Raw genomic sequence first — 26,369 nt, 5'->3', positions numbered from 1 at the left:
TATAGAAATTTATTGATTGGAGAATCATTATGAGAAAAACACCATCTCACACTGAGAAAAAAATGGTCTACAGCATCCGTTCCCTCAAAAATGGAACTGGCTCTGTCCTTATCGGCGCAAGCTTTGTCTTACTTGCCATGGCTACACCAACTATCTCAGCCAACGAAACCACAACAGCTAGTGCTGAAGCGACCAACACTATTACTCAACCTCTTACTGATACAGCAGACATCGCTGGAAAGAACGAAAGCGATTTTTCTTCATCTAACAGTGCAAACGCTTCCCTAGAGAAAAAAGAAGAAAAACCTGCAACAGAGGCAACCACTCCTGCTGCAACTCCCGCCGATTCAGCACCACAAACTGGGCAAGATCGTTCAAATGAGCCAACTACTTCTACGAGTCCAGTAGCAACTGAAACTAAGGCAGAAGAGCCAATCGAAGACAATTACTTCCGTATCCACGTCAAAAAACTTCCTGAAGAAAACAAGGATAGTCAAGGACTATGGACTTGGGATGATGTTGAAAAACCTTCTGAAAACTGGCCTAACGGAGCCTTGTCCTTTAAGGATGCCAAAAAAGATAACTACGGCTACTACCTAGATGTCAAATTAAAGGGAGAACAAGCCAAAAAAATTAGCTTCCTCATCAATAATACAGCTGGAAAAAATCTAACCGGCGATAAATCGGTAGAAAAACTGGCACCAAAGATGAATGAGGCTTGGTTGGACCAAGATCACAAGGTTTTCTCTTACGAGCCACAACCTGCAGGAACTATTCGCGTCAACTACTACCGTACAGATGGCAACTATGACAAGAAATCTCTCTGGTACTGGGGAGATGTGAAAAATCCAAGTAGTGGTGAATGGCCTAACGGAACAGACTTTACGGCTACAGGCAAATATGGTCGCTATATCGATATTCCACTCAAGGATGCAGCTAAAGATCTTGGATTTTTATTACTAGACAGAAAGAAACAAGGAGACGATGTGAAAATCCGTAAAGAAGATTATAAATTCACAGATTTGAAAAATCATAGCCAAATTTTCCTAAAAGATGATGACGAAACCATCTACACCAACCCCTACTATGTGCACGATATCCGCATGACAGGAGCTCAACACGTAAGAACTTCTAGCATTGAAAGTAGTTTTTCAACACTTGTCGGTGCTAAAAAAGAAGATATCCTCAAACACTCCAACATCACTAATCATCTAGGAAACAAAGTAACTATCACTGATGTTACAATCGATGAGGCTGGTAAGAAAGTGACCTACAGCGGAGATTTCTCTGACACAAAACATCCTTATACCGTTAGCTACAACTCTGACAAATTCACTACCAAAACAAGCTGGCGCCTGAAAGATGAGACTTACAGCTATGATGGTAAACTTGGAGCTGAACTCAAAGAAGAAGGAAAACAGGTTGATTTAACTCTCTGGTCACCAAGTGCTGATAAGGTTTCTGTTGTTATCTACGACAAGAATGACCCTGAAAAAGTAGTTGGAACTGTCGCTCTTGAAAAAGGGGAAAGAGGAACTTGGAAACAAACTCTAGATAGCACAAACAAACTAGGCATCACAGATTTCACTGGCTACTATTATCAATACCAAATCGAGCGTCAAGGTAAAACTGTTCTTGCACTCGATCCTTACGCTAAATCCCTCGCTGCTTGGAATAGTGACGATGCTAAGATTGACGATGCCCATAAAGTGGCTAAAGCTGCCTTTGTAGATCCAGCTAAACTAGGACCTCAAGACTTGACTTATGGTAAGATTCGCAACTTCAAATCGCGCGAAGATGCTGTCATCTATGAAGCTCATGTGCGTGATTTCACTTCAGATCCTGCCATCGCAAAAGATTTGACTAAGCCATTTGGTACTTTTGAAGCCTTTATCGAAAAACTAGACTACCTCAAAAATTTGGGTGTAACCCACATCCAGCTCCTTCCAGTCTTGTCTTACTACTTTGTCAATGAGTTGAAGAACCACGAACGCTTATCTGACTATGCTTCAAGCAACAGCAACTACAACTGGGGATATGACCCTCAAAACTACTTCTCCTTGACTGGTATGTACTCAAGCGATCCTAAGAATCCAGAAAAACGAATCGCAGAATTCAAAAACCTCATCAACGAAATCCACAAACGTGGCATGGGAGCCATCCTGGACGTAGTGTATAACCATACAGCCAAAGTCGATATCTTTGAAGATTTGGAACCAAACTACTATCACTTTATGGATGCCGATGGAACACCTCGAACTAGCTTTGGTGGTGGACGTTTGGGGACAACTCACCACATGACCAAACGCCTCCTAGTTGATTCTATCAAATATCTAGTTGATACCTACAAAGTGGATGGATTCCGCTTCGATATGATGGGAGACCATGACGCCGCTTCTATCGAAGAAGCTTACAAGGCTGCACGCGCCCTCAATCCAAACCTCATCATGCTAGGTGAAGGTTGGAGAACCTATGCTGGTGATGAAAATATGCCTACTAAAGCTGCTGACCAAGATTGGATGAAACATACCGATACTGTCGCTGTCTTCTCAGACGACATCCGTAACAACCTCAAGTCTGGTTATCCAAACGAAGGTCAACCTGCCTTTATCACAGGTGGCAAACGTGATATCAATACTATCTTCAAAAATCTCATTGCTCAACCAACCAACTTTGAAGCTGACAGCCCTGGAGATGTCATCCAATACATCGCAGCCCATGATAACTTGACCCTCTTTGACATCATCGCCCAATCTATCAAAAAAGACCCAAGCAAGGCTGAGAACTATGCTGAAATCCACCGTCGTTTGCGACTTGGAAATCTCATGGTCTTAACAGCTCAAGGAACTCCATTTATCCACTCTGGTCAGGAATATGGTCGCACCAAACAATTCCGTGACCCAGCCTACAAGACTCCAGTAGCAGAGGACAAACAACCAAACAAATCTCACTTGTTGCGTGATAAGGACGGCAATCCATTTGACTATCCTTACTTCATCCATGACTCTTACGATTCTAGCGATGCTGTCAACAAGTTTGACTGGACTAAGGCTACAGATAGAAAAGCATATCCTGAAAATGTCAAGAGTCGTGACTATATGAAAGGGTTGATTGCCCTTCGTCAATCTACAGATGCCTTCCGACTTAAGAGTCTTAAAGATATCAAGGACCGTGTCCACCTCATCACTGTCCCAGGCCAAAATGGTGTGGCAAAAGAGGATGTAGTGATTGGCTACCAAATCACTGCTCCAAACGGAGATATCTACGCAGTCTTTGTCAATGCGGACGAAAAAGCTCGTGAATTTAATTTGGGAACTGCCTTCGCCCACCTCAGAAATGCTGAAGTTTTAGCAGATGAAAACCAAGCAGGACCAGTTGGAATTGCCAACCCGAAAGGACTTGAATGGACTGAAAAAGGCTTGAAATTAAATGCCCTTACAGCTACTGTTCTTAGAGTCGCTCAAGGCGGTGCCAGCGTTGCCCCAGCTGTGGAAGAAAAACCAGAATTTGACCTTTCTAGCTTAAAACAAGAACACGGTCAAAATAACGGCCAAGACAATATGTCAAACCGAGTAGACAAACCGGAACAGCAAACTCCAGCTCCACAAACTAAACCTGATTCTGCAAAACCGGATGCAAAAGTAGCTAATGTGGAAAATAAACCTAGCCAAGCTACAGCTGATTCACAAGCTGAACAAGAAGCACAAGCATCATCTGTAAGTGAAGCTATTCAAAACGAAGCTGTAGAAAACTCTAGCAAGGAAAATATACCTGCAACCCCAGCTAAACAAGCTGAACTTCCAAATACAGGAACCAAAAACGATCACAAACTCCTGTTGACAGGAATCAGCCTCCTTGCCCTTCTAGGTCTCGGGTTCTTGCTCAAAAACAAAAAAGAGAACTAAACTAGCCCTCCTATAGAAAAATCCCCCAAGCATTAAGTCTAGGGGGATTATTTTTTGTACAATATTTGTGGTTATAATACATTTGATTAGTATTTTTTATTAAGCCTCTTTCATGGCAAAATAAGCCCGGACTTTGGGTGCTACTTGCATTCCGAATAGTTCAATAGCTCTCAGGACTTGTTCATGAGGCATGGAACCAAGCGGTAGATGGAGCATGAAGCGGTCCAAGCCTAGATCTTCAATCATGCGAATCAATTTTTCTGCCACCTGATCTGGATTGCCCACAAACATAGCACCATTTGGCCCAACTTGCTCCAAATATTGCTCATAACGCAATTCCTGCCAGTGCGGACGGTCTTTGGAAATAGCATCCACCACTTGCTTGGTCGGATGGAAATAATCTTTCACCGCTTGCTCGCCATCATCAGCAATCCAACCCCAAGAATGGGCTCCAACCTTTAGTTCATGACTGGCATGACCCGCTTCGCTCCCAATCTCACGATAAGCCTGAATCAACTTTTTAAAATAACGCGGATTGCCACCAATAATGGCATAAACAATCGGTAGACCTGCCTGAGCAATCTTCACAGTTGATTCGACATGACCACCTGTCGCTATCCACAAGGGTAATTTTTCCTGAACTGGACGAGGATAAACTTCTTGGCCAGAGATTGTTTGAGTCAATCGCCCTTTCCAGTCTAGCCTTGTTTTTTCATTGACTAACTGGAGCAAGTCTAATTTCTCATCAAAAAGGGCTTCGTAGTCTTTCAAATCATAGCCAAACAGAGGAAATGATTCCGTGAAAGAACCCCTTCCAGCCATAATCTCCGCACGTCCATTTGACAAAGCATCGATAGTGGCATATTGTTGGAACAAACGAATCGGGTCCATGCTCGAGAGAATGCTGACTGCACTGGTCAAACGAATTTTCTTGGTATTGACTGCCCCAGCTGCCAGAACAATCTCTGGCGCAGATACTGCAAAATCCGCTCGATGGTGCTCACCAATCCCATATACATCCAAACCAACCTTGTCAGCTAGCTCAATCTCTGCCAGCAACTGGCGAATACGTTCGGCATGACTGTAAGTTTGCCCAGTCCCTTCAAGCTCCGTTGTTTCCCCAAATGTTGAAATTCCCAATTCTACCATTGTGATTCTCCCTGTCTATTTCTGTCCTTCAATTTGAAAAATTATTCTAACACGAATCTTGAGTACAAGCAACCGATTTGCTCACAAGAAAAAGCCTAGATAAACTAGACTTTTTAAGCTTATTCTACCGTTACTGACTTAGCAAGGTTACGTGGTTTATCCACATCAAGCCCACGGTGCAGGGTTGCGAAGTAAGCGACTAATTGCGTTGGCACGACCATTGAAATTGGTGAGAGGTATGGATGTACGGTCGTAAGAACGATGTCGTCTGTATCTTTGGCAACATTTTCTTCTGCTATAGTGAGGACTTTGGCACCACGGGCTGCCACCTCTTGGATATTTCCACGAGTGTGGTTGGCAAGGACTGGATCTGACAAGAGAGCCAAGACAGGCGTTCCTTCTTCAATCAAGGCAATAGTTCCGTGCTTGAGTTCTCCTGCCGCAAAGCCTTCACACTGGATGTAAGAAATCTCTTTGAGCTTGAGACTTGCTTCCATGGCTACGTAGTAATCTTGGCCACGTCCGATGTAAAAGGCATTGCGAGTTGTTTCAAGGAGCTCACGAACCTTGGCTTCGATGGTTTCTTTCTCTGAAAGAGTTGATTCAATAGACTGAGCTACGATTGACAACTCATGAACTAAATCAAATGCTTGCGCTTTGGCATTGCCATTTGCTTCTCCGACTGCTTTTGCAAGGAATGCAAGGGCTGCAATTTGTGCTGTATAGGCTTTAGTTGATGCCACGGCAATTTCAGGACCCGCGTGAAGAAGCATAGTATGGTTAGCTTCACGTGACAGAGTTGATCCTGGCACATTTGTCACTGTCAAACTTGGAATACCCATTTCATTGGCCTTAACCAAAACCTGACGGCTATCCGCTGTTTCACCAGACTGGCTGATAAAGATGAAGAGTGGTTTCTTGCTGAGAAGTGGCATACCATAGCCCCACTCAGATGAGATTCCAAGTTCAACTGGCGTATCTGTCAATTCTTCCAGCATCTTCTTAGAAGCAAATCCTGCGTGGTAAGATGTTCCAGCTGCAAGAATGTAGATGCGGTCTGCGTCTTGAACAGCCTTGATGATAGCTGGATCAACGACTACTTGACCAGACTCATCTGTGTAGGCTTGGATGAGTTTACGCATCACTGTTGGTTGCTCATCAATTTCCTTAAGCATGTAGTAAGGATAAGTTCCCTTACCGATATCAGACAAGTCAAGTTCAGCAGTGTAGCTAGCACGCTCACGACTATTACCATCATAGTCTTGAACTTCCACGCTATCAGCCTTGACGATTACCAACTCTTGGTCATGAATTTCCATGTACTGGTTGGTTTCACGAATCATAGCCATGGCATCTGAGCAGACCATGTTATAGTCTTGTCCAAGACCAATCAAAAGTGGTGATTTATTCTTAGCCACATAGATGACTTCAGGATCTTGTGAGTCAACCAAGGCAAAGGCATAAGAACCACGGATGATGTGAAGAGCTTTTTTGAAGGCTTCAAGAACTGACAAACCGTCTTCTTCCGCAAATTTTCCAATCAAGTGAACGGCGATTTCCGTATCTGTTTGCCCCTTGAAGTGGTGTCCTGCAAGGTATTCTTCCTTGATTTCAAGGTAGTTCTCAATCACCCCATTGTGCACCAAGACAAAACGTTCAGTCTCAGAGCGGTGTGGGTGAGCATTGTCTTCAGTTGGTTTCCCGTGAGTTGCCCAACGAGTATGTCCGATACCAGTTGTTCCCTCCACACCAGCTGTCTTGGCAGACAATTCTGCGATACGACCAACAGCCTTCACCAAATGGTTCTCAGCACCACCTAGGACAAAAATCCCCGCAGAATCATAGCCACGGTATTCGAGCTTTTCAAGCCCTTGAATCAAAATATCAGTTGCATTTGTGTTTCCAACAACACCAACAATTCCACACATAGTATATACGACACAGACCAGCTGTGCTTTCTCCTTAAAATTGGTATAGTCTAATTCCTCTTTTGTAGAATCAGCAAAAACAGTATATACTTGTTTCTTTCACTTGTCAAGAGTAAAAATTGGTATAGTTCAAATTAATCTACTGTAAGCAAAAAACTCTGACCAATTAGAATAATCAGTCAGAGTCCTTTTTAAAATCCATTATTATCGCTTAATTCCTTGAACCAGTGCCCTGATTTTTTCAGACGACGTTCTTGCGTTTCCAAGTCTAATTCGACCAAACCATAGCGATTTTTATAGCTATTGAGCCATGACCAACAATCGATAAATGTCCAAATCAAGTAGCCCTTACAATTAGCTCCGTCTTCAATAGCGCGGTGAAGTTCACGAAGATGACCTTTTACAAAGTCAATACGATAATCATCTTGAATCATTCCATCTTGACGGAATTTTTCCTCTCCTTCAACCCCCATACCATTCTCTGTCAACATCCACTCGATATTACCATAATTTTCCTTGATATTTTGGGCAATGTCATAAATCCCCTGCTCATAAATCTCCCAGCCACGGTGAGGATTGATTTTACGTCCAGGCATCACATAAGGTTCGTAAAAATGTTCTGGCAAGAATGGACTCTCTGGATGCTTAGCAAATCGAGGTGCCATGACGCGCAAAGGTTGATAGTAGTTAACACCGAGGAAGTCCACCGTATTGTCACGAATGAGTTCCAACTCCTCCTCTGTAGCATCAGGCAAGAGCCCATATTCATGCAAGATTTCTACCAACTCCTGTGGATAAGTCCCCAAAACAGACGGATCTAAGAAAGATTGGGCCTGAAAAAGGTCTGCAATACGAGCTGCCTTGACATCAGCAGGATGCTGGCTACGTGGATAAGCCGGTGTCAAGTTGAGGACAATCCCAATCTTAGAGTCAGGCAAGAGTTCATGACAGGCCTTAACCGCCCGACTGCTGGCCAATTGTGTATGATAGGCTACTTTTACCGCTGCTTCTGCATCCACCTTATGTGGATAATGGGCATCGTAAAAATAACCAAATTCTACAGGAACGATGGGCTCGTTAAAGGTAATCCATTGGTCCACCAAATCTCCATAAGTCTCAAAACAGAAACGAGCATAGTCTTCATAGGCTGAAACAGTCTCCTTATTTTCCCAACCATCACCAGCTTCTTGAAGAGCAAAAGGCAAATCAAAATGGTAGAGATTGACTAACAGACGAATCCCCTTAGCCTTAATAGCCTCAAAAACCTTACGATAGAAATCCACACCTTGAGGATTGACTTTTCCACAGCCTTGTGGAAAAATCCGTGACCATTGAATAGAAGTCCGAAAGGCTGTGTGACCAGTATCTAACAAAAGCTCAATATCCTGCTCCCAATTTTCATAAAAGGTCGATGTCTTATCTGGACCAAGCCCATTATAGTAACGATTTGGCTCCACTTGGTACCAATAATCCCAGAGATTATCTCCCTTACCGTCACCAGCTACACGTCCTTCTGTTTGTGGTCCAGAAGTAGAGGATCCCCAGACAAAATCCTTTGGAAATCTTAGCATACATTTACCTCTTTATCTACTCATTTTTCCTATTATACAGAAAAAACAAGGTAAAAACTAGTTACATTTTTTCCTTGTTTTTCTTCTAATTATAGTTTTTATTTCTTGCTGAGGATTTCAAGCGTTTCAAGTAAGTTATCTGCATGAACTTCGATGGTGTCACCAGTCGCTTTAATCTTCACTTCTACGATGCCATCAGCCGCTTTTTTACCAACAGTGATGCGGATTGGCAATCCAATCAAGTCGCTGTCGCTGAATTTGACTCCGACACGTTCATTACGGTCATCTGTCAAGACTTCGTAACCAGCTCCCATCAAGCTTGCTTCAAGTTTTTCTGTCAAGGCTTGTGCTTCTTCGTCCTTGACATTGACAGTAATCAAGTGCACATCAAATGGCGCCAATTCTTTAGGGAAGTTGATTCCCCATGCGTAACGGTATTCACCTTTTGGCGTTTTGTTAACAAAGAGGCGAGCGTGTTGCTCCATCACTGCTGAAAGGAGACGGCTGACACCGATACCGTAACATCCCATGATAATTGGCACAGCACGGCCATTTTCATCCAAAACATCTGCTCCCATGCTTGCTGAGTAGCGAGTACCGAGTTTGAAGATGTGACCAATTTCGATACCACGAGCAAAGTTAAGAACCCCTTGTCCGTCTGGGGACACTTCACCCTCACGAACTTCACGAATATCCACATATTCTGCAGTGAAGTCACGACCTGGATTCACACCAGTCAAGTGGTAGCCATCTTCGTTAGCACCCACAACTGCATTGCGAACATCTTGCACCTTACGGTCTGCAATGATTTTAACATTATCTGGCAAACCAACTGGGCCAAGTGAACCGAATCCTGCTTGAACAAGATTCGCCACTTCTTCTTCGCTCGCAACATCAAAGAAATCTGCTCCCAAGTGGTTTTTCAACTTAACTTCGTTGAGTTGGTCATTTCCAACTAGAAGGGCCGCAACAAGCTCACCATCTGCCATGTAGAAGAGAGTTTTAATTGTTTGTTCTTCTGGAACATTGAGGAAGGCTGCAACTTCATCGATTGATTTAACATCTGGAGTTACAACACGAGTCACTTCTTCTTCAGCGACAACACGGTTGCTTGGTTTGTACTCGTTTGTTGCCATTTCCAAGTTAGCCGCATAGCTAGACTCACTTGAGTAAGCAATGGTATCCTCACCAGAAACCATCCATTTAAGCAATTCTGCCTTGATTTCTTCTTGCACTTCTGTAGGAATTTCGTCAAATGAGGCAACTGACTTGTCCAAGACAACCCAGCGGTCAAGGTCTGTACGAGCAGATGTAATAGCCATAAATTCTTGGCTATCCTTACCACCCATAGCTCCACCATCACCGATGATAGCCTTGAAATCTAAGCCACTACGAGTGAAAATACGCTCATAAGCAGCCTTGTACTCATCGTAAACACTGTCCAAGCTATCATAGTTAGCGTGAAAACTATAAGCATCCTTCATGATAAACTCACGTGTACGAAGTAGTCCATTACGTGGGCGTTTTTCATCACGATACTTAGGCTGGATTTGATAAAGGTTAAGTGGCAATTGCTTATAAGACTTAACAGAATCACGGACAATAGCTGTAAAGGTTTCTTCGTGAGTTGGACCTAGGATAAAGTCTGATTTTTCACGGTTTTTTAGTTTGTAAAGGTCCTCACCATAAGTTTCGTAACGACCTGATTCGCGCCACAACTCTGCACTGAGAAGGGCAGGAGCCAACATCTCAACGGCACCAATCTTGTCAAACTCTTGGCGCATGATGTTTTTGGCTTTTTCAATCACACGGTTGGCAAGTGGCAGGTAAGAATAAACACCTGCTGAGACTTGACGAACATAACCAGCTCGCAACATAAGAGCATGGCTGATAACTTGAGCATCGCTTGGCATTTCGCGAAGCGTTGGGATAGGCATTTTACTTTGTTTCATAATATTCCTCGATTATCTAAAAAAGAGTCGCATAATGTCATTCCAGGTCACAGCAATCATCAAGACAACCATGATGACCACTCCGGCCAAGGTGACATAGGTTTCAATTTCTTGTTTCAATGGTTTGCGGCGGATGGCTTCTAGGATATTGAGCACAATCTTACCGCCATCCAGAGCTGGAATCGGAATAAGATTAAAAATCCCGATATTGATGGAAATTATTGCCAAAAAGTACAAGACATTCTCAATTCCATTTTTAGCAGCATCACTACTTGCCTTAAAGATGGCAACAGGTCCACCTAACTTGTTCAAATCCGGTTGGAAAATCAGATTTTTCAGAGCCGATAGAATTCGGAGAGCCGAGTCAGCAGCACTTGTAAATCCACCTACAAACATAGATAGAAAGTCCGACTTAATTCCTGGTTGAACACCTAGAAGATATCGACCTTGATTTTCTTCTGGGGTAACAGTAACTTGTTTGTCACTCCCCTTTTCAGAAATAGTCACATCCAAGATCGGGGCCGTCTTATCTTTGGTTTCTGATTCCACAGCCTGAATCAAGCTTTCCCAGTTGCTAACCTCATGTGAGCCAATCTTGGTAATTTGTGCCGTTTCTGGTACTCCCACCTTAGCCAAGGCCCCTTGGGGCATAACATGGAACTGGTTGGTATCAACATCTCTGACACCACCCTGCATAAAGATTAAAATCCAAAAAACAACGACACCTAAGATAAAGTTGTTCATAGGGCCTGCAAAGTTGGTAATCAGTTTGCCCCAGATAGTTGCATTTTGATATTGAACATCTAAAGGTGCAATCCGAACCTCAGTTCCATCTAATTCTACAACCGTTGCATCATGATCCACTGCAAGGGTTTTTTCTTCTTCCAGAACCAAACCCTTGATAAAGAGCTTGTCCTCAAAGTCAAACTGAGTCACCTGCATAGGAAGAGCTGTTTGATCCAATTTTTTACCTGAGAGATTGATGCGTTTAACTTTACCATCATCAGTAAGGGTTAAACTGACAGGAGTTCCTGTCTTGATTTCAGTCGTATCATCGCCCCAACCTGCCATACGAACGTAGCCACCCAGAGGCAAGATCCGAATGGTATAGGCCGTCCCGTCCTTACCAATGTGAGCAAAGATTTTGGGTCCCATACCGATGGCAAATTCACGCACTAGAATTCCTGATTTCTTGGCAAAGTAGAAGTGTCCGAACTCGTGCACCACTACAATAATCCCAAAAACCAGAATAAAGGTTAAAATTCCGAGCATTCTATCTTCCTTTCTCTAAAAGAGTCCAAATAAGTGCATGATTGGAAATACAAGCAACATACTATCGAAGCGATCCAAAACACCACCATGCCCAGGAATAAATTTCCCAGAATCCTTAACACCAAAGTGACGCTTAATCGAACTTTCTAGTAAGTCACCAAATTGTCCAGCAATGCTGAAGAAAATAGCAAAGACTGACATCTTGTAAATTCCATACGGAAGAGCAACTGTCCTATCAAAAATCATAAAGACAATTGTTATCAAGATAGCTCCTAAAATACCACCAAAAGATCCCTCAAAGGTTTTATTGGGTGATACCCTTGGCGCTAATTTTCGTTTACCGTATCTCATCCCTACAAGATAAGCACAACTATCTGTTGCCCAAACAATACACAAGGCCAATAGTGCCTTATCTAAACCTGCAATTCTAGCATCTAATAGAGCATTAAAGCCAAAGCCCACATAGAAACTCATAGCAAGAGGGAAAACAGCATCCTCAATCGTATAGGACTTGCTAAAAACAGTTGTTCCTAACATAATTGAAATCAACACACTATAAGCAACCACATTCCCATCAACTGGTAAAAAAGTCAGGTAATTCTCCAAGGGAATGGTCAAGGCAAAGGTTGCAAAGAGGGTCAAGAGCCCCTCCATAGTCATGGTCTCTAAACCTCTCATCTTCAAAAGTTCATGCATTGCTAGCATGGCTATGATTCCGATGGCGATCTGAAGCAAAAGGCCCCCAATCATTAAAATTGGTAGGAAAATAGCCAGGGCAATCCCTGCGAACAAGGTTCTTTTTTGTAAATCCTTTGTCATATCTCCTCCTAAACTCCTCCAAATCGGCGATGACGACGATTGTAGGCAAGAATAGCTTCCTGCAAGGCTACCTCATCAAAGTCAGGCCACAAGGTGTCCGTAAAATAGAGCTCACTATAGGCTCCCTGCCATGGAAGAAAATTACTCAAACGCAATTCTCCACTAGTACGTATAATCAAGTCTGGGTCTCGTAGGTCCTTAGGCAAATGATGGGTAAAGAGATAATTGCCAATCAAGTCCTCTGTGATATCACCTGGGGTGATTTTGGCATCTAAAACATCCTGGGAAATCAACTTAAGAGCCTGTGTAATCTCAGCACGTCCACCATAGTTGAGGGCAAAATTAAGAATCAAACCTGTGTTGTTCTTAGTCAATTCCTCAGCCTTTGTTAAAGCTTCAAAGGTTTGCTTAGGCAGGCGGTCTGTCTCCCCAATCATTTGAATCTTAACATTATTCGCATGCAGTTCCGGGACATAATTATCATAAAACTCTACTGGCAAGTTCATGATAAACTTGACTTCCTGATCTGGGCGGGTCCAGTTTTCTGTAGAAAAAGCATAGACCGTAATAACCTTAACGCCTAGTTTGTTGGCTGCCTTGGTCACAGTTTGCAATGCTTCCATGCCCGCCTTGTGTCCGAAGACTCGCGGTTGCATACGTTTTTTAGCCCAACGGCCATTGCCATCCATGATGATGCCGATATGAGCAGGAACCTGTGTCGGAACCTCTACTTCCACAGCCTTATCTTTCTTAAAAAATCCAAACATGATCTTATTCCTATTCAAAAATCTATCGTTTCATTATACCATATTTCCCTATTTTCTTCTATCACTAAGCTATTTATTCTCAGGCACAAAGCCTACTTTTCAAAAAAAAATAAGTCGCCTGATTGGGCGACTCTATTTTTATAGGGAGATTATTATGAAAAAGTTTTAGGAGTTTAAGTTAAGGTCTTCTTAACTTATGGACTTAGTATACACTCCCTAGCTTAAAGTTTCCTTAAGTATTTTTAAAAATCAAATTTTTCCATTTCTCCTGCCAATTTTTCTTGGATAAACGTGTTTGATAGAGTTCCATTCGGTCTTCATTCTCTAAAAAATGAGGAGTTAGACGAACTTGAAAATTCAAAATATCCTCCAAACCATAAGGTGCATAGAGTTCAAAATCGGATTCTTCATTCAAGCGCAGTACAACTGCCGTACACCGTTCTGGATACTTACTCATAGCATCACTGGAACTGATATAGGGAGCAGTATGAGGGCTATGCAGGTGCATATAGACTTGATTTTTCAATTCCCACTGGTACTGAGGAAAATCCTCTCTCAACTTTTTCTCTAGATACAAGGTTTCCTCATAAGAAATATCTGAATCAAAGAAAATCACATCTACATCTGTTTCACAATCAAAAGGTGATTTATCTGACAAGAGATTCCAGATGAAATTTCTGACAGAACCTGCTGCCAACCACGAGTCTTTCAGACCAAGGTCTCGGATGATAGTCAAAATAGCCATCATATCCGGATTTTCTCTAAAAGCCTCCAGAATTTCTTGCTCATTTTTCATTGTATTCATAACCTAAGTGCTCATATGCCTTAGCAGTCGCCACCCGTCCAGACCGTGTCCGCATGATAAAACCTTTTTGGATTAAGTAAGGTTCATACATGTCTTCAACTGTCTCACGCTCTTCGGCGATATTCACAGAAAGAGTTCCTAGACCAACAGGACCACCACCGTACATCTCAATCATGGTCCGAAGGATTTTCTGGTCCACATAGTCCAGACCTTCATGGTCAACATCCAGCATGGTCAAAGCCTTATCGGTAATAATATCATCGATAACCCCATCCCCCATAATCTGGGCAAAATCGCGCACGCGCTTGAGGAGACGATTGGCAATACGAGGGGTCCCACGACTACGTAGGGCCAACTCAGATGCTGCCTCATGAGTGATTTCCATCTCAAAAATATCTGCCGTCCGCTCGACAATTTCTGTCAAGTCAGCATGGGCATAATACTCCATATGCCCCGTAATCCCAAAACGTGCCCGTAGTGGATTTGAGAGCATACCAGCCCGAGTCGTCGCACCAATCAAGGTAAAAGGTGGTAACTCCAAATGAACACTGCGACTACCTTCACCAGCCCCAATCATGATATCAATGTAGAAGTCCTCCATGGCACTATAAAGCACCTCTTCCACCGACATGGGCAAGCGATGAATCTCATCAATAAAAAGGACATCCCCAGGCTCTAAGTCATTCAAAATCGCTACTAGATCTCCAGCTTTTTCAATGACAGGCCCAGACGTCTGCTTGAGATTGACACCCAGTTCGTTGGCGATAACAAAAGCCATGGTCGTTTTCCCCAAACCTGGAGGCCCAAATAAGAGGACATGATCCAACGCTTCATCCCGCATTTTGGCAGCTTCAATAAAGATTTGTAGCTGGTCCTTGACCTTATCCTGCCCAATATATTCACGTAAATACTGAGGACGGAGCGTGCGTTCTACTAACTCCTCGTCCCCCATTATCTCATTATCTAAAATTCTACTCATGGCTCTATTATATCAAAAATCCAAGCCACAAACAAAAAAGCCACCCGATTGGGTGACTCCTGAGTTTAGCACTTATGTGGTATAATATTATACGGCACTGCTACACCGCCTACGAAAGGAGGTGAGATAGCCCATGATGGAACTAATCCTTAAAACTATCATCGGACCAATTGTGGTCGGTGTTGTTCTTCGCTTAGTCGATAAATGGCTAAACAAGAACAAATAGTGTCAAAAAAGACCCCAAGCTTAATGTGGAAGTTAGCTTGGGGTCTTTTCTAGTCCATGATATAGAACTAATCCTTAATTCCTCTCCATTATCCCACAGTTCACAAAATTTGTCAAAACTTTACATCCTCAGCTTCTCAAGCTTTAACCGCTTTACAACAAGACTTTCAAGTTTAAGAGAAAATTAGGGATTCTATCAATTTCATAGAAATTTTGATTTAGTAAACGAAGAGACAATCTTATATGTCACTTCTCATTTAATACGCCACTACTAGACAAGCAAAATCATTATTACAGTAGTTCCAGTCCTTCAATTAACAGTCACTTACATTCAAAGCGAGGTTGAAGTAGCTGAAGTAACAGCAAACCTATTTCTTAGTCATATTCGCTAAAAAGGTCCCCGCCAATTCCCCGACCAAAATCCGAAAAATATCGAAAAATGATTTTTAGAAAACTCCCCAAAAGCCTGAAATAAAGCCAAAAAACTCCACCTGATTGGGTGGAGTTAAGGGAGATTATTATGAAAAAGAAAAGTTTAGAATTTTATTAAATAAAGTTAGGAGGTCTTTATTTAATAACTACATGATACAAGACGAAACTTAAAACTAGCTTAACTTTTCTCAAATTTTACTATTCTGCAAAAAATTTCTATCACTAGCACCTATCCAAGAAAAAAAGCCACCTGATTGGGTGACTTCATTAGGAGATTATGATGAAAAAAGTTTTAGGATTTCATTAAATAAAGTTAGGAGGTCTTTATTTAATGGTTATATAATACTAGACCAGTCTTAAATTTTGCTTAAGAAAAAACAAGTTTTGTTATTTTTCTCTGTTTATCCAAGTCATTCCTCTATAACACCTCTTAAAGCTCTCTCAAGCTCTTGTGCTGTCGTCCATTTTTATCAAAGTTTTCAGGATCCAACCATGTTTCCAATCGAGCTTTGACTTTTGGCCAGTCCTTATCAATCAATCCGTATCTCTCGTACGTCCCTTATAAACCACTGCCTGGCGGAAGGTCCCTTCATAGACAAAACCTAAACGTTCCGCTGCTCGTCTGGATGGCAGATTTAAGGCATCGCATTTCCACTCATAGCGACGATAGTTAAGCTTCTCAAAGACATAGCAAGCCAAGAGATACTGGGCTTCTGTTCCTATCCGTGTCCCCCTGAGTTTTGGAGAGAAAGTGACAGCTCCCACTTCTATTACTCGGTTATTCTGGTCAATGCGCATGAGAGAAAATGTTCCCAAAGCCTTACCAGTTGCCTTGTCTACAATCGCATAGTAAAAGCGATCCTTACGAGCCAACATCTGATTTAAAAGGCTGACCAACTCCTCTATATCTGCGACTGACTCCTGAAAGAGGTAGGTCCACATTTCCCGAGGCGTATCAGGGCCATAAACAGCTAATAAATCCTCCGCATGCTTTTCTACAGAGAGAGCCTCTATTCGAGCATAACGCCCTTCTAAAAAATCAATAGAAGGCAGTGCACCTGGTGTATAACCTTCCATTGACTCACCAATCATCTGACCATATTCGTTTACTGGCATTTTTCTTCTCCTTGTTTTACGCTGAAAATACTATATCACAAATTGTTCTCTTTGGAAACTGGCACTGGCTTAAAACTTCATCCTCAACACTATATTAGTGACCCGTTTTCTGTCTTTTATCCTCTAAGGCTTGATTAATTCGTTGAGTGAGTTTGTGAGTTTGCCAGATTTGATACAACCATATCAATCCATAAATTAACAAGAAAAAGAACCAAAGCAAGGGACTCCACAAGGCTGAACCCCAGCCCAAAAATAGAGAGATCAATACTAAGATAGTAGCTGTCACTAATAAATGAACTCCTACACGTATACTAAAAGCAAGAAACTCTAGCTTTTCAAGGATTAAAGTCAATACCCCCATAATTCCACCCATTAAAAACAGAGCTAGAATATTTTTTATCATTGGTTCAGGATAGGTAATACCTGGATAACACTGAGCTAATAACATCATACTCAAATAAAAGAAAGAAGCCGTACGCATTCCCGATACAAAATAATCAATTAATCGTTTCATGATTTTCTCCTATAAACCTAGATAATTCATTAAGGACTTAACGTATTTCCGACTCACACTAGATTTGATGCCCCGAGTCATTTTAGCCATCATGTTCCCTGAAAAACTATCTGATAACGATTCTAAGTGGTCAATGTTTATAATTGAATGGCGTGATATCTGTATAAAGTTACGCCGATTAATCCGATTCTGAAAATTTATCAATGTTTCCTTAGTTTTATAAATCCCATCTACCGTATAAATGGTTAATAAATTCTTGTCAATATCAGCTAGAATAAGATCCTCAATTTTCACCATAACCAGATAATCATCCGTTCGAATAGGAATGGCCACCTGATTGGTCGTTGAAAATTGTTCTAAATACTCCATGATTTCCCTTGCTTGGCCGGTTAACTGAGCTGCCTGAATTACAATATGTGGGTCCTTTTCTGAAAACTCTGCCTTCATTTCAAAACGAATCTTCATTTTCTCTCCAATATACTTTTATTTTCTCTTGCTAAATACTTTAACAAATAAAAGCCAAAGAAGAATAGCGACGAGACATATAATAACCACTATAAAGTATGTCTCTTCCTTTGTCAATAGTTCTTGCCAGTTGATTTGGATTCCCATTTTTTCTTGAAATTCCTTTAACAAGCTGCTATTTCCTGTAAATGCGGTCTCTAATGGTTCTTTCATTAAAATTTGTCGATAGAGAGAAGCAATATAAGTTGCAGGGGTACACTTCATGATAATCTGTGCAAAATCAGGTAAAACTCCAATAGGGACATAAGTTCCTACTAAAAATCCAGAAGCAGTTCCCACTATAGTTGCCAGTTTGCCAAGACTATCTACAGATTGAAAACGATAAATCAAGAGAATATTTATCAAACTTGAAAGCAGACTACTTAACAACATAATCAAAGTAATTTCCGGTAAATGACTGATAACTGGACTTTCTTTAAAATAAAGCCCCATAACAGCAAACATAAACACCTGCATAACAAAAGAAATGGCAATACTACTGATTAGATAGGACATCTGTAAACCCCAGATACCTAAATCTGTCAAGAAGAGATCTTGATCCACTTGATTTTCACGATCCTGTACCATTTGTGTAAGAGCCGTAAAACTGGTTGTAATCCCAGTCACAGCCAAGGTCCCACCCATCAGCCAGTTATTTAAAAGGTTCGTATTATCAGGGAGTTGGGACCAAGCATCCGTCAAGTTCTTCTGCAAAAAAATGATATAAAGGAGGAAGGAAATCAATGCCCCCAATAATGAGAAAAATACTCCTGAACGATTACGAAAATATAAGATAAAATTCCGTTTCAATAAAGCTAACATTACCGAACCTCTCTTCCTGTAAGTGCAATAAAGGCATCATCCATGGTACCTGGACGAAACTCAAAAGAATCAATTTCTTCTCGTACTTTTGCCAAATATTCAATAGCTTCCAGTGATGTCCTTGGATAAAAAAGATATTCCAACTCATTTTCTTCCTTTACTGTCATTCCAGTCTGTAACAACTTTTCTAAATCCTTCATTTCTTTAAAACGAATTTTTAGGATATTAGATGCATACTGACTTTTAATAGCCGTCGCAGAACCTTGCGCAATCACTTTCCCATGATCAACGATATAGATCTGATTTGCTTCATCCGCTTCATCCAGATAATGAGTCGTTAAGATAATAGTCATCCCTTCATCCTTTTGTAGTCGAGACAATAAATCCCAAATGGCTTTGCGAGTCTGAATATCTAGACCTGTCGTTGGTTCATCTAAGAAAAGAATATCTGGCTGTGAAAGAAGAGCACGCGCAATATCAACCCTACGTTTTTGCCCACCTGACAAAGTCCCATATAGTTGCTTCTGGAAAGCAGTCAAACCCAGTTGATGGATCAAATCATCCACACGACTTGCTGCAATCTCCTTATACTGTTGAGCACGAATCGTAAGATTTTCCCTAACTGTCAACATCTCATCCAGTACACTAGCTTGAAAAACAACTCCTATTTTCGTATTTGGCGCATATCGAATCTGACCTTTTGTCGGCTTTTTCAAACCGATTAACATGGAAATGGTGGTTGATTTTCCTGCACCATTGGGACCCAAAATAGCATTAAAACTCCCTTTTTCAAACTCTAACTGAATATCGTCAACAGCCATATGATCGCCGTACCGTTTAGTCAAATGTTTAGCTTGTAAAATCATATTTAGTTCCTCCTCTTTACCTCATCAGTTTAACAAAAAGTATGAAAGAAAAATCGACTTTTGAGATAGGTGGTTAAAATGAGAGGTTAAGTGGTGAGATGACGGAAACAGGATTATATTTTTCATTCAAAAAATCCTCCAGATTCTACTCTGAAGGATTCTTATCTTATTTCACAACAATATTAACCAATTTAGTTGGCTTCAATAGTCCAGTGGACCATTGAAGGTGGCAAATAGAGCTAATAAACTCGTTATTTAACGACGATATTAACGAGTTTGTTAGGTACCGCAATCACCTTGACGATTTCCTTACCGTCAATTTCTGCTTTGACTTTTTCATCAGCTAGAGCAATCTCTTGCAATTCTTCGCGTGATAGGTCTTTAGCGACCATGAGTTTGGCACGAACTTTTCCTTTGATTTGGACAACGATTTCGATTTCGTCTTCAACCAATTTGCTTTCGTCCCATGTTGGCCAAGCCACGTAAGAGATTGACTCACCTGTTGCTGCAACTGTTTGCCAGAGCTCTTCTGCCAAGTGAGGTGCAAATGGTGCAATCAACTGAACGAAGCCTTTGGCGTAGTCTACATAAAGTTTTTCTTCCTTGTTAGCCGCGTTGACAAAGACCATAAGTTGGGCAATAGCTGTGTTGAATTTCAATGATTCGATTTGTTCTGTGACAGCTTTAACGGTTTCGTTATAAACCTTGTCAAGAGCGCCATTGTTTTCCGCAGCGATTTCTTTACTTGTAATCAAACGGTAAACACGGTCCAAGAATTTACGGCTTCCTTCCAGACCTTCTTCAGACCAAGCAATCGAAGCATCAAGTGGTCCCATGAACATTTCATAGACACGAAGGGTGTCAGCACCGTATTGTTCCACAACATCATCTGGGTTAACAACGTTCTTGAGGGATTTAGACATCTTGGCTGGTGCTTGCTCCAACTCTTCTCCTGTTTCCATGTGGAAGAAGGAGCCGTCACGTTTTTCAACCTTATCAGTTGCCACAAGAGCCCCACGGTGGTCACGGTAGCTTGTTCCCAAGATCATTCCTTGGTTAAAGAGTTTTTGGAATGGTTCCTTAGTCGGAACAACACCGAGATCATAGAGGAATTTATGCCAGAAACGAGCGTAAAGCAAGTGAAGAACGGCATGCTCTGCACCACCCACGTAGATATCTACTGGCAACCATTGTTTGAGGAGATCCTCATCGGCCAATTTCTCAGTATTGTGTGGGTCAATATAGCGGAGGTAGTACCAGCTTGAACCTGCCCACTGTGGCATGGTGTTGGTTTCACGACGACCTTTGACACCATCTTCACGAGTCACTTCAAGCCAGTCTGTCAAGTTAGCTAGTGGACTTTCCCCTGTACCTGAAGGGCGGATGTCCTTGGTTACAGGCAAGACAAGTGGCAATTCACTTTCAGGAACAGCTGTTGATGTCCCATCTTCCCAATGAATGATAGGAATTGGCTCACCCCAGTAACGTTGACGGCTAAAGAGCCAGTCGCGGAGACGGTAGGTAACTTTCTCCTGACCACAGCCGTTTTCTTCCAACCAGGACACAATCTTAGCAATAGCTTCTTCTTTGTTCAATCCATCTAGGAAGTCTGAATTGACATGAAGACCATCCTCTGTGTAGGCAGCTTCTGCTACGTTTCCACCTTCAAGGACTTCTACGATTGGAAGGTCAAATTGTTTGGCGAATTCCCAGTCACGTTGATCGTGGGCAGGCACAGCCATTACAGCACCTGTTCCATAACTAGCAAGAACATAGTCCGCAATCCAGATTGGAATTTCCTTGCCATTGACAGGGTTGATGGCATAAGCACCAGTCCAAACCCCTGTTTTTTCTTTGGCAAGGTCTGTACGAGCCAAGTCAGATTTGAGGCTAGCTTGGTGTTTGTAGTCTGCTACTGCATCTGCTTGCTCTGGGCTTGTGATAGCGTCAACCAAGTCATGCTCAGGAGCCAAGACTGTGAAAGTCGCACCGAAAAGGGTATCAGGACGAGTGGTAAAGACAGTAAATTCCTTATCAGTTCCCTTAACCTTGAAGGTTACATTTGCACCAGTTGATTTCCCAATCCAGTTGCGTTGCATGTCCTTGATAGACTCTGGCCAATCTAGTTCATCTAAGTCATTAAGCAAACGCTCTGCATATGCCGTGATTTTGAGCATCCATTGGCGCATTGGTTTGCGAACAACTGGATAGCCTCCACGCTCAGAAGTTCCATCAGGAAGCACTTCTTCATTAGCGATAGCTGTTCCGAGTTCCTCAACCCAGTTTACTGGCACTTCCGCTTCATAGGCCAAGCCTTTTTCATAAAGCTTAGTAAAAATCCATTGCGTCCACTTGTAGTAGTTTGGATCTGTTGTATTGACTTCACGATTCCAGTCATAAGAAAATCCAAGCGCATTGATTTGGCGTTTGAAGTTGGCAATGTTCTCAGCTGTAAATTCTGCTGGGTCATTACCAGTATCCATAGCGTATTGCTCTGCAGGCAAACCAAAAGCATCCCAACCCATTGGGTGAAGGACATTGTAGCCTTGCGCACGTTTGTAACGACTGAGGATATCGGTTGCGGTATAGCCTTCTGGGTGTCCTACGTGCAGACCAGCTCCAGACGGATAAGGGAACATATCGAGAGCATAAAACTTCGGTTTTGATGCATCTGTTCCTGTCTTAAATGTATGATGTTCTGCCCAGTAGCTCTGCCACTTAGGCTCAATTTCTTTATGATTGTAAAAACTCATGGTCTCTCTCCAATTTTGTGATGTTACTATTATACCATTTTTGAGGGAATTTGGTCTCGTTCTATTCTATACTTTTCTATTTTACCTTGCTCTAGAATTTTTAAACTGCTATACTTATAACAGAAAACCCTTCCAAGGAGGTAGCGAATGTCTCATTCCTTTAAAAAATCTCTCCAAAAAGAAATTCTCCATAGAAGCTCTATCGCAGCTTTTATGACCTCTCTTTTACTACTCATTTTACTTTTTGGTTTTTCCTATTTTTTACAAAAGCAGCAACTCTCCAAAGACACAAGACAGATTGTAAAACAGGTTCAAGAAATGAAAGAAGCAAATAATGAGCTCCTGACTACTATGAACCATAAAATGATTCCTGGATTTTTGGATGGCAAACACACAGAGCGAGAAGTCTTTAGCTTATTTTACGAGACCAAAGCTAAATTAAAACTTAGTTCTGACCTCATTATCCTAAGTGATGCAGGTGAATTACTATTTAGTACCAATCGAAATCATCAAGAAAGTATTTTATCTCCCTACTATCTAAAACTGCTCATTCAAAATCCTTCTCAAGAAAAAGTGACAGAAAAAATTGCACTCTCTTCAGATAAACAACATTACACACTCTTTATCAAACCACTACTTCAAAACCAACGAGTTATAGCCTATACGATTGCTTTCGTAAATGAGAATGATTTCATCTCAAGTTTCCCAATGATAAATTCTAAATACATCATTACCGATAACTTTGGTAATATGTTTTCCAACAATACAAATCAATTTACTCGTTCCACTCTTGAAAAATTTGATGAAAAACTCCTACACTCTCGCACCCACTGGTATGCGAACGAACCGCTTATTGTTCAAAAAGAAAAAGTCGGTGCTATTTTTTCAATCTATACTTTTCAATCCTTCTTTCCTATTCCTAGCTTACTTGGCCTAGCCTCCATTCTCACCTTATGTATATTCTTCCTCTACTTCTGGCAAGCAAGACGAATTGCTCACAAAATTGCTACACACAACGCTGTTCCTATTGAAAGCTTGGTTTACCAACTTCAAGAAATTCCCAAACAAGCAGAAAAAAGGCTTTCTCTACAAACAGGTGATGAGTTTGAGTTTATGGCAGAAAAAATCAACAATATGTTGTACGAATTAGATCAACTTCATCAAAAAATGTTGACCATAGAAAAAGAAAAGTGGATTTTTGAAAGAAAAATGCTGGAAGCTCAGTTCAATCCTCATTTTCTCTACAATACACTTGAGACGATTAAAGTCACTTCTTTAATGGATGCAGCTCTCACACAAGACCTGATTCAAAACCTTACGCGCATTCTTCGCTACAGTATCACCGATTTAGAAAAAGAAACAACCATTTGTCAGGATTTAAAGATTATAGAGGATTACCTGATTATTCATAAGATTCGTTTCGAGCACTTTTCCTATGATATTGTCTGCCCAGAAACTGTCGATAATCAGCCTATTCCTAAACTTTTCTTGCTTCCTCTAGTAGAAAATGCTATAAAATATGGGATGCAATACCGTATTGATCTTCATATAGATATCCAAATTACCTGGGAAGCAGATTCTCTGACTTTTTTAGTCAAGGATAACGCCGGAGGGCTCACAAAACAAGAGCGACTCGCTATTTTAGACTCTTTAGAAAGCCCTCATACCCAGCATGGCATCGTGAACAGCTATAAACGATTGAGCAATTTCTTTTCTGATGTCCAGCTAGATTTAGGAGTCAATCGCCAAGGAGAAACTTGGGTCAAATTTATAACGAAAGGACTAACTCATGTTTAAGCTCATTATCGTAGAGGACGAACACCTCATTCGAAAATGGCTAGAGATTGCCATAGACTACTCTGCCTTAGGTATCCAAGTCGTAGGAACTGCCAGTCACGGTCAAGAGGGAATGAAACTCATCCAAGAAAAAGAACCTCATATTGTCTTAACAGACATCACAATGCCAATTATGGATGCTTTTATGATGTTCGAAGCTACTCGTACTCTTTCTTATGAAAAAGTTATCTTATCAGGTTATAACGATTTTCAAAATGCCAAAAAAGCCATGCAATATGGAGCAGTTGATTTCTTATCCAAACCAATTGATACCAAGGAGTTGACAGAATGTCTTCAAAAAATTGTTTTGCGATTACGAGTTAGCACTCGTCAAGAAACTCCTTTTTTAGAAGAGTATCAAACTTTACTCACCTCTATCCAACAAGTTGATACACAAAACCAAATCATTCAGCAAATTCTTGAATTTGTGCATCAACACTACTGTATGCACTTTACCATTTCTAGCATTGCAGAGAATCTAGGGTATAGCGAAAGTTATCTATATAAGGTTATCAAAGAAGACTTCCCAATGACGCTAAATGAATATATCTTACGCTACCGCCTCAAGCAAGCTATAGATAAAATGGCTGAATCCCCTAATTCTCCCTTAAGCGATATCTCTGAACAAGTTGGATTTTCAGACTATAAATATTTTGCCAAAGTTTTTAAAAAATATCTCCATATTTCTCCAAAAGAATTAAAACTCATGGATAAAAACCATTGATGTAAAAGGATTGCTCAGCTCAGGCAATCTTTTTATTTTGTACTTTTACTCAATGAAAATCAAAGTGCTAACTACTCAAATCATAGCTTTGAGATTGCAGATAAAGCGACGTGTTTTGAAGAGTATTACCATCAAAATCACAGCTAAAATTCACCAATCCTTGCTCTAGGAACTCATTTCCTATTTTTCGTTTTAGATTTCTTTAAGGTTTTTATTATATCCTGTAGGACTCTACAATTTAAAAACATTAACAATCTAGGTAGAGAAAATGTTCGTAAAAAGGAGATACTTATGAAAAAAATACTATTCTTTCTCTCTTTTAGCTGGATATTCCTTTCTTTATCAGGATGTTCTTCACCTATAGAAGCGGAAACTAGCTCTGAAAAAGATTCAGATAACACTTTAGTTGTCTACTCACCTAATCCTGAAGACCTTATCGAAGAAACAATCCCAGCCTTCGAAGAAAAATATGGTATTAAGGTTGATTTAGTACAAGCCAGCACTGGTGAATTGTTCAAAAAAGCTGAGGCCGAAAAAGAATCCCCTGTAGCTGATGTCATTTTCGGAGGCTCCTACGCCCTCTTCTCTTCTAACGAAAATCTTTTTGAACCTTATATTTCTCAAGAGAACGACCAGATAATCCCTGAATATCAAAATAAAACAGGATTCTACACACCTTATACACTGGATGTCAGTGTTATCATTGCCAATTCAGCCCTTACAAAAGATATAAAAATTGAAGGTTACAATGATCTACTCAATCCTAAATTAAAAGGAAAAATTGCTACTGCTGATCCTAGTAATGCTTCTAGCGCATTTGCTCAATTAACAAATATGCTTGTGGACCAAGGTGGATACGAAAATGAACAAGCTTGGACCTATGTGAAAAATCTCTTTACCCTAGTAGATGGAAAGATTGCATCTAGCTCTTCAAATGTTTACAAAGCTGTCGCCGATGGAGAAATGGCTGTAGGACTAACCTATGAAGATCCTGCCTTAAAACTCTTAAATGATGGAGTTGATGTAAAAGTCATTTATCCGAAAGAAGGAACCGTCTTTTTACCTGGTAATGCAGCTATCGTCAAAAACGCTAAACACATGGAAAATGCCAAGAAATTTATCGACTTCCTCCTTTCACAAGAAATCCAAGATAAGCTAGGAACCGAAACTACAATCCGACCTATTCGTAAAAATGCTAAAACCAATAAAAATATGAAGGCTATGACAGAAATCAATATTGCCACTGAAGATTCCAATTATGTCATTAAAAACAAATCCGCCATTCTTAAAAAGTACAATGACATTTTTACAGATATCCAATCTAAAAAATAAAATTTGACTTGACAGTGATTAACTGTCAAACTCTACTATAAAATCAAAATGATTACTTCCGTTTTTGTAGAGAATTTTACTCTAATAGAATAGAATTA

19 protein-coding genes and 1 pseudogene are annotated in these 26,369 nt (G+C 41.0%); 5 read left to right on the top strand and 15 right to left on the bottom strand.

All coding sequences use genetic code 11. From position 1 onward, the window contains the following. Positions 1 to 29: 29 nt before the first annotated feature. The gene (locus FJR73_RS01880) at positions 30 to 3,905 is read left to right on the top strand and encodes a pullulanase (RefSeq protein ID WP_140832975.1); all 3,876 of its coding nucleotides are present in this window, start codon (positions 30 to 32) and stop codon (positions 3,903 to 3,905) included. A 99-nt stretch (positions 3,906 to 4,004) separates the two neighbouring features. Here the strand turns inward: FJR73_RS01880 and FJR73_RS01875 are convergent, their stop codons facing one another. The 9 genes from FJR73_RS01875 to ruvB all read right to left on the bottom strand — a co-directional run bounded on the left by FJR73_RS01875 (position 4,005) and on the right by ruvB (position 15,147). Beyond that, positions 4,005 to 5,054 carry an LLM class flavin-dependent oxidoreductase gene (locus FJR73_RS01875; RefSeq protein WP_125451117.1) on the bottom strand — a complete coding sequence of 350 codons (1,050 nt, stop codon included), beginning with the start codon at positions 5,052 to 5,054 and terminating at the stop codon, positions 4,005 to 4,007. A 119-nt stretch (positions 5,055 to 5,173) separates the two neighbouring features. Further along, positions 5,174 to 6,982 carry a glutamine--fructose-6-phosphate transaminase (isomerizing) gene (gene glmS, locus FJR73_RS01870; protein ID WP_140832973.1) on the bottom strand — a complete coding sequence of 603 codons (1,809 nt, stop codon included), beginning with the start codon at positions 6,980 to 6,982 and terminating at the stop codon, positions 5,174 to 5,176. Between the two features lie 191 nt (positions 6,983 to 7,173). Beyond that, entirely contained in the window at positions 7,174 to 8,553 is a 1,380-nt protein-coding gene (gene bglA / locus FJR73_RS01865; protein WP_125451119.1) for a 6-phospho-beta-glucosidase, read from the bottom strand. A gap of 98 nt (positions 8,554 to 8,651) precedes the next feature. Next, positions 8,652 to 10,505, bottom strand: coding sequence for a proline--tRNA ligase (locus FJR73_RS01860; protein ID WP_125451120.1), 1,854 nt, complete (start codon positions 10,503 to 10,505; stop codon positions 8,652 to 8,654). Positions 10,506 to 10,517: 12 nt separating this feature from the next. Next, complete coding sequence (gene rseP, locus FJR73_RS01855; protein ID WP_125451121.1) at positions 10,518 to 11,777, bottom strand: RIP metalloprotease RseP; 1,260 nt, start codon at positions 11,775 to 11,777, stop codon at positions 10,518 to 10,520. Between the two features lie 15 nt (positions 11,778 to 11,792). Continuing rightward, entirely contained in the window at positions 11,793 to 12,596 is an 804-nt protein-coding gene (locus tag FJR73_RS01850) for a phosphatidate cytidylyltransferase (RefSeq protein WP_061758899.1), read from the bottom strand. 8 nt (positions 12,597 to 12,604) lie between these two features. After that, on the bottom strand, positions 12,605 to 13,363 hold the full coding sequence (locus tag FJR73_RS01845; protein WP_140832971.1) for an isoprenyl transferase: 759 nt from the start codon (positions 13,361 to 13,363) through the stop codon (positions 12,605 to 12,607). 232 nt (positions 13,364 to 13,595) lie between these two features. Next, positions 13,596 to 14,168 carry a nucleotidyltransferase family protein gene (locus FJR73_RS01840; RefSeq protein ID WP_140832969.1) on the bottom strand — a complete coding sequence of 191 codons (573 nt, stop codon included), beginning with the start codon at positions 14,166 to 14,168 and terminating at the stop codon, positions 13,596 to 13,598. Next, the gene (ruvB, locus tag FJR73_RS01835; protein ID WP_079114808.1) at positions 14,149 to 15,147 is read right to left on the bottom strand and encodes a Holliday junction branch migration DNA helicase RuvB; all 999 of its coding nucleotides are present in this window, start codon (positions 15,145 to 15,147) and stop codon (positions 14,149 to 14,151) included. The genes FJR73_RS01840 and ruvB overlap by 20 nt, the downstream gene beginning before the upstream one ends. Before the next feature lie 133 nt (positions 15,148 to 15,280). Here ruvB and FJR73_RS01830 point away from each other — a divergent pair, with 133 nt between their 5' ends. Further along, positions 15,281 to 15,373: a type I toxin-antitoxin system Fst family toxin gene (locus tag FJR73_RS01830; RefSeq protein ID WP_125451129.1), complete on the top strand. Its 93-nt coding sequence runs from the start codon at positions 15,281 to 15,283 to the stop codon at positions 15,371 to 15,373. A gap of 861 nt (positions 15,374 to 16,234) precedes the next feature. On the opposite strand, the pseudogene FJR73_RS01825 reads toward FJR73_RS01830, so the two are convergent. From FJR73_RS01825 to leuS, 6 genes and pseudogenes are all read right to left on the bottom strand, one after another. Then, positions 16,235 to 16,920: pseudogene (locus tag FJR73_RS01825) on the bottom strand (GNAT family N-acetyltransferase). 94 nt (positions 16,921 to 17,014) lie between these two features. Continuing rightward, complete coding sequence (locus tag FJR73_RS01820; protein ID WP_140832965.1) at positions 17,015 to 17,434, bottom strand: DUF3021 domain-containing protein; 420 nt, start codon at positions 17,432 to 17,434, stop codon at positions 17,015 to 17,017. Between the two features lie 9 nt (positions 17,435 to 17,443). Next, entirely contained in the window at positions 17,444 to 17,899 is a 456-nt protein-coding gene (locus FJR73_RS01815) for a LytTR family DNA-binding domain-containing protein (RefSeq protein WP_125451132.1), read from the bottom strand. 18 nt (positions 17,900 to 17,917) lie between these two features. After that, positions 17,918 to 18,760 (bottom strand): ABC transporter permease, encoded by an 843-nt coding sequence (locus FJR73_RS01810; RefSeq protein ID WP_140832963.1) that lies wholly within the window; start codon positions 18,758 to 18,760, stop codon positions 17,918 to 17,920. Next, positions 18,760 to 19,626 (bottom strand): ABC transporter ATP-binding protein, encoded by an 867-nt coding sequence (locus tag FJR73_RS01805; protein ID WP_061758906.1) that lies wholly within the window; start codon positions 19,624 to 19,626, stop codon positions 18,760 to 18,762. Before FJR73_RS01805 ends, FJR73_RS01810 begins: the two co-directional genes overlap by 1 nt. A 251-nt stretch (positions 19,627 to 19,877) precedes the next feature. Beyond that, a complete protein-coding gene (gene leuS / locus FJR73_RS01800) occupies positions 19,878 to 22,379 on the bottom strand; it encodes a leucine--tRNA ligase (RefSeq protein WP_140832961.1) in 2,502 nt (833 codons plus the stop codon). Between the two features lie 573 nt (positions 22,380 to 22,952). On the opposite strand from leuS, the gene FJR73_RS01795 reads away from it, so the two are divergent. From FJR73_RS01795 to FJR73_RS01785, 3 genes are all read left to right on the top strand, one after another. Next, positions 22,953 to 24,176, top strand: coding sequence for a sensor histidine kinase (locus tag FJR73_RS01795; RefSeq protein ID WP_257960422.1), 1,224 nt, complete (start codon positions 22,953 to 22,955; stop codon positions 24,174 to 24,176). Beyond that, entirely contained in the window at positions 24,169 to 24,939 is a 771-nt protein-coding gene (locus FJR73_RS01790) for a response regulator (protein WP_079114801.1), read from the top strand. Before FJR73_RS01795 ends, FJR73_RS01790 begins: the two co-directional genes overlap by 8 nt. A 291-nt stretch (positions 24,940 to 25,230) precedes the next feature. Continuing rightward, on the top strand, positions 25,231 to 26,271 hold the full coding sequence (locus tag FJR73_RS01785; protein WP_061758909.1) for an ABC transporter substrate-binding protein: 1,041 nt from the start codon (positions 25,231 to 25,233) through the stop codon (positions 26,269 to 26,271). Positions 26,272 to 26,369 lie beyond the last annotated feature (98 nt).

Source organism: Streptococcus sp. D2, assembly GCF_006385825.1.
In the GTDB taxonomy this organism is placed as follows: domain Bacteria; phylum Bacillota; class Bacilli; order Lactobacillales; family Streptococcaceae; genus Streptococcus; species Streptococcus shenyangsis.
This window is presented reverse-complemented; position numbering and strand designations above follow the sequence as displayed.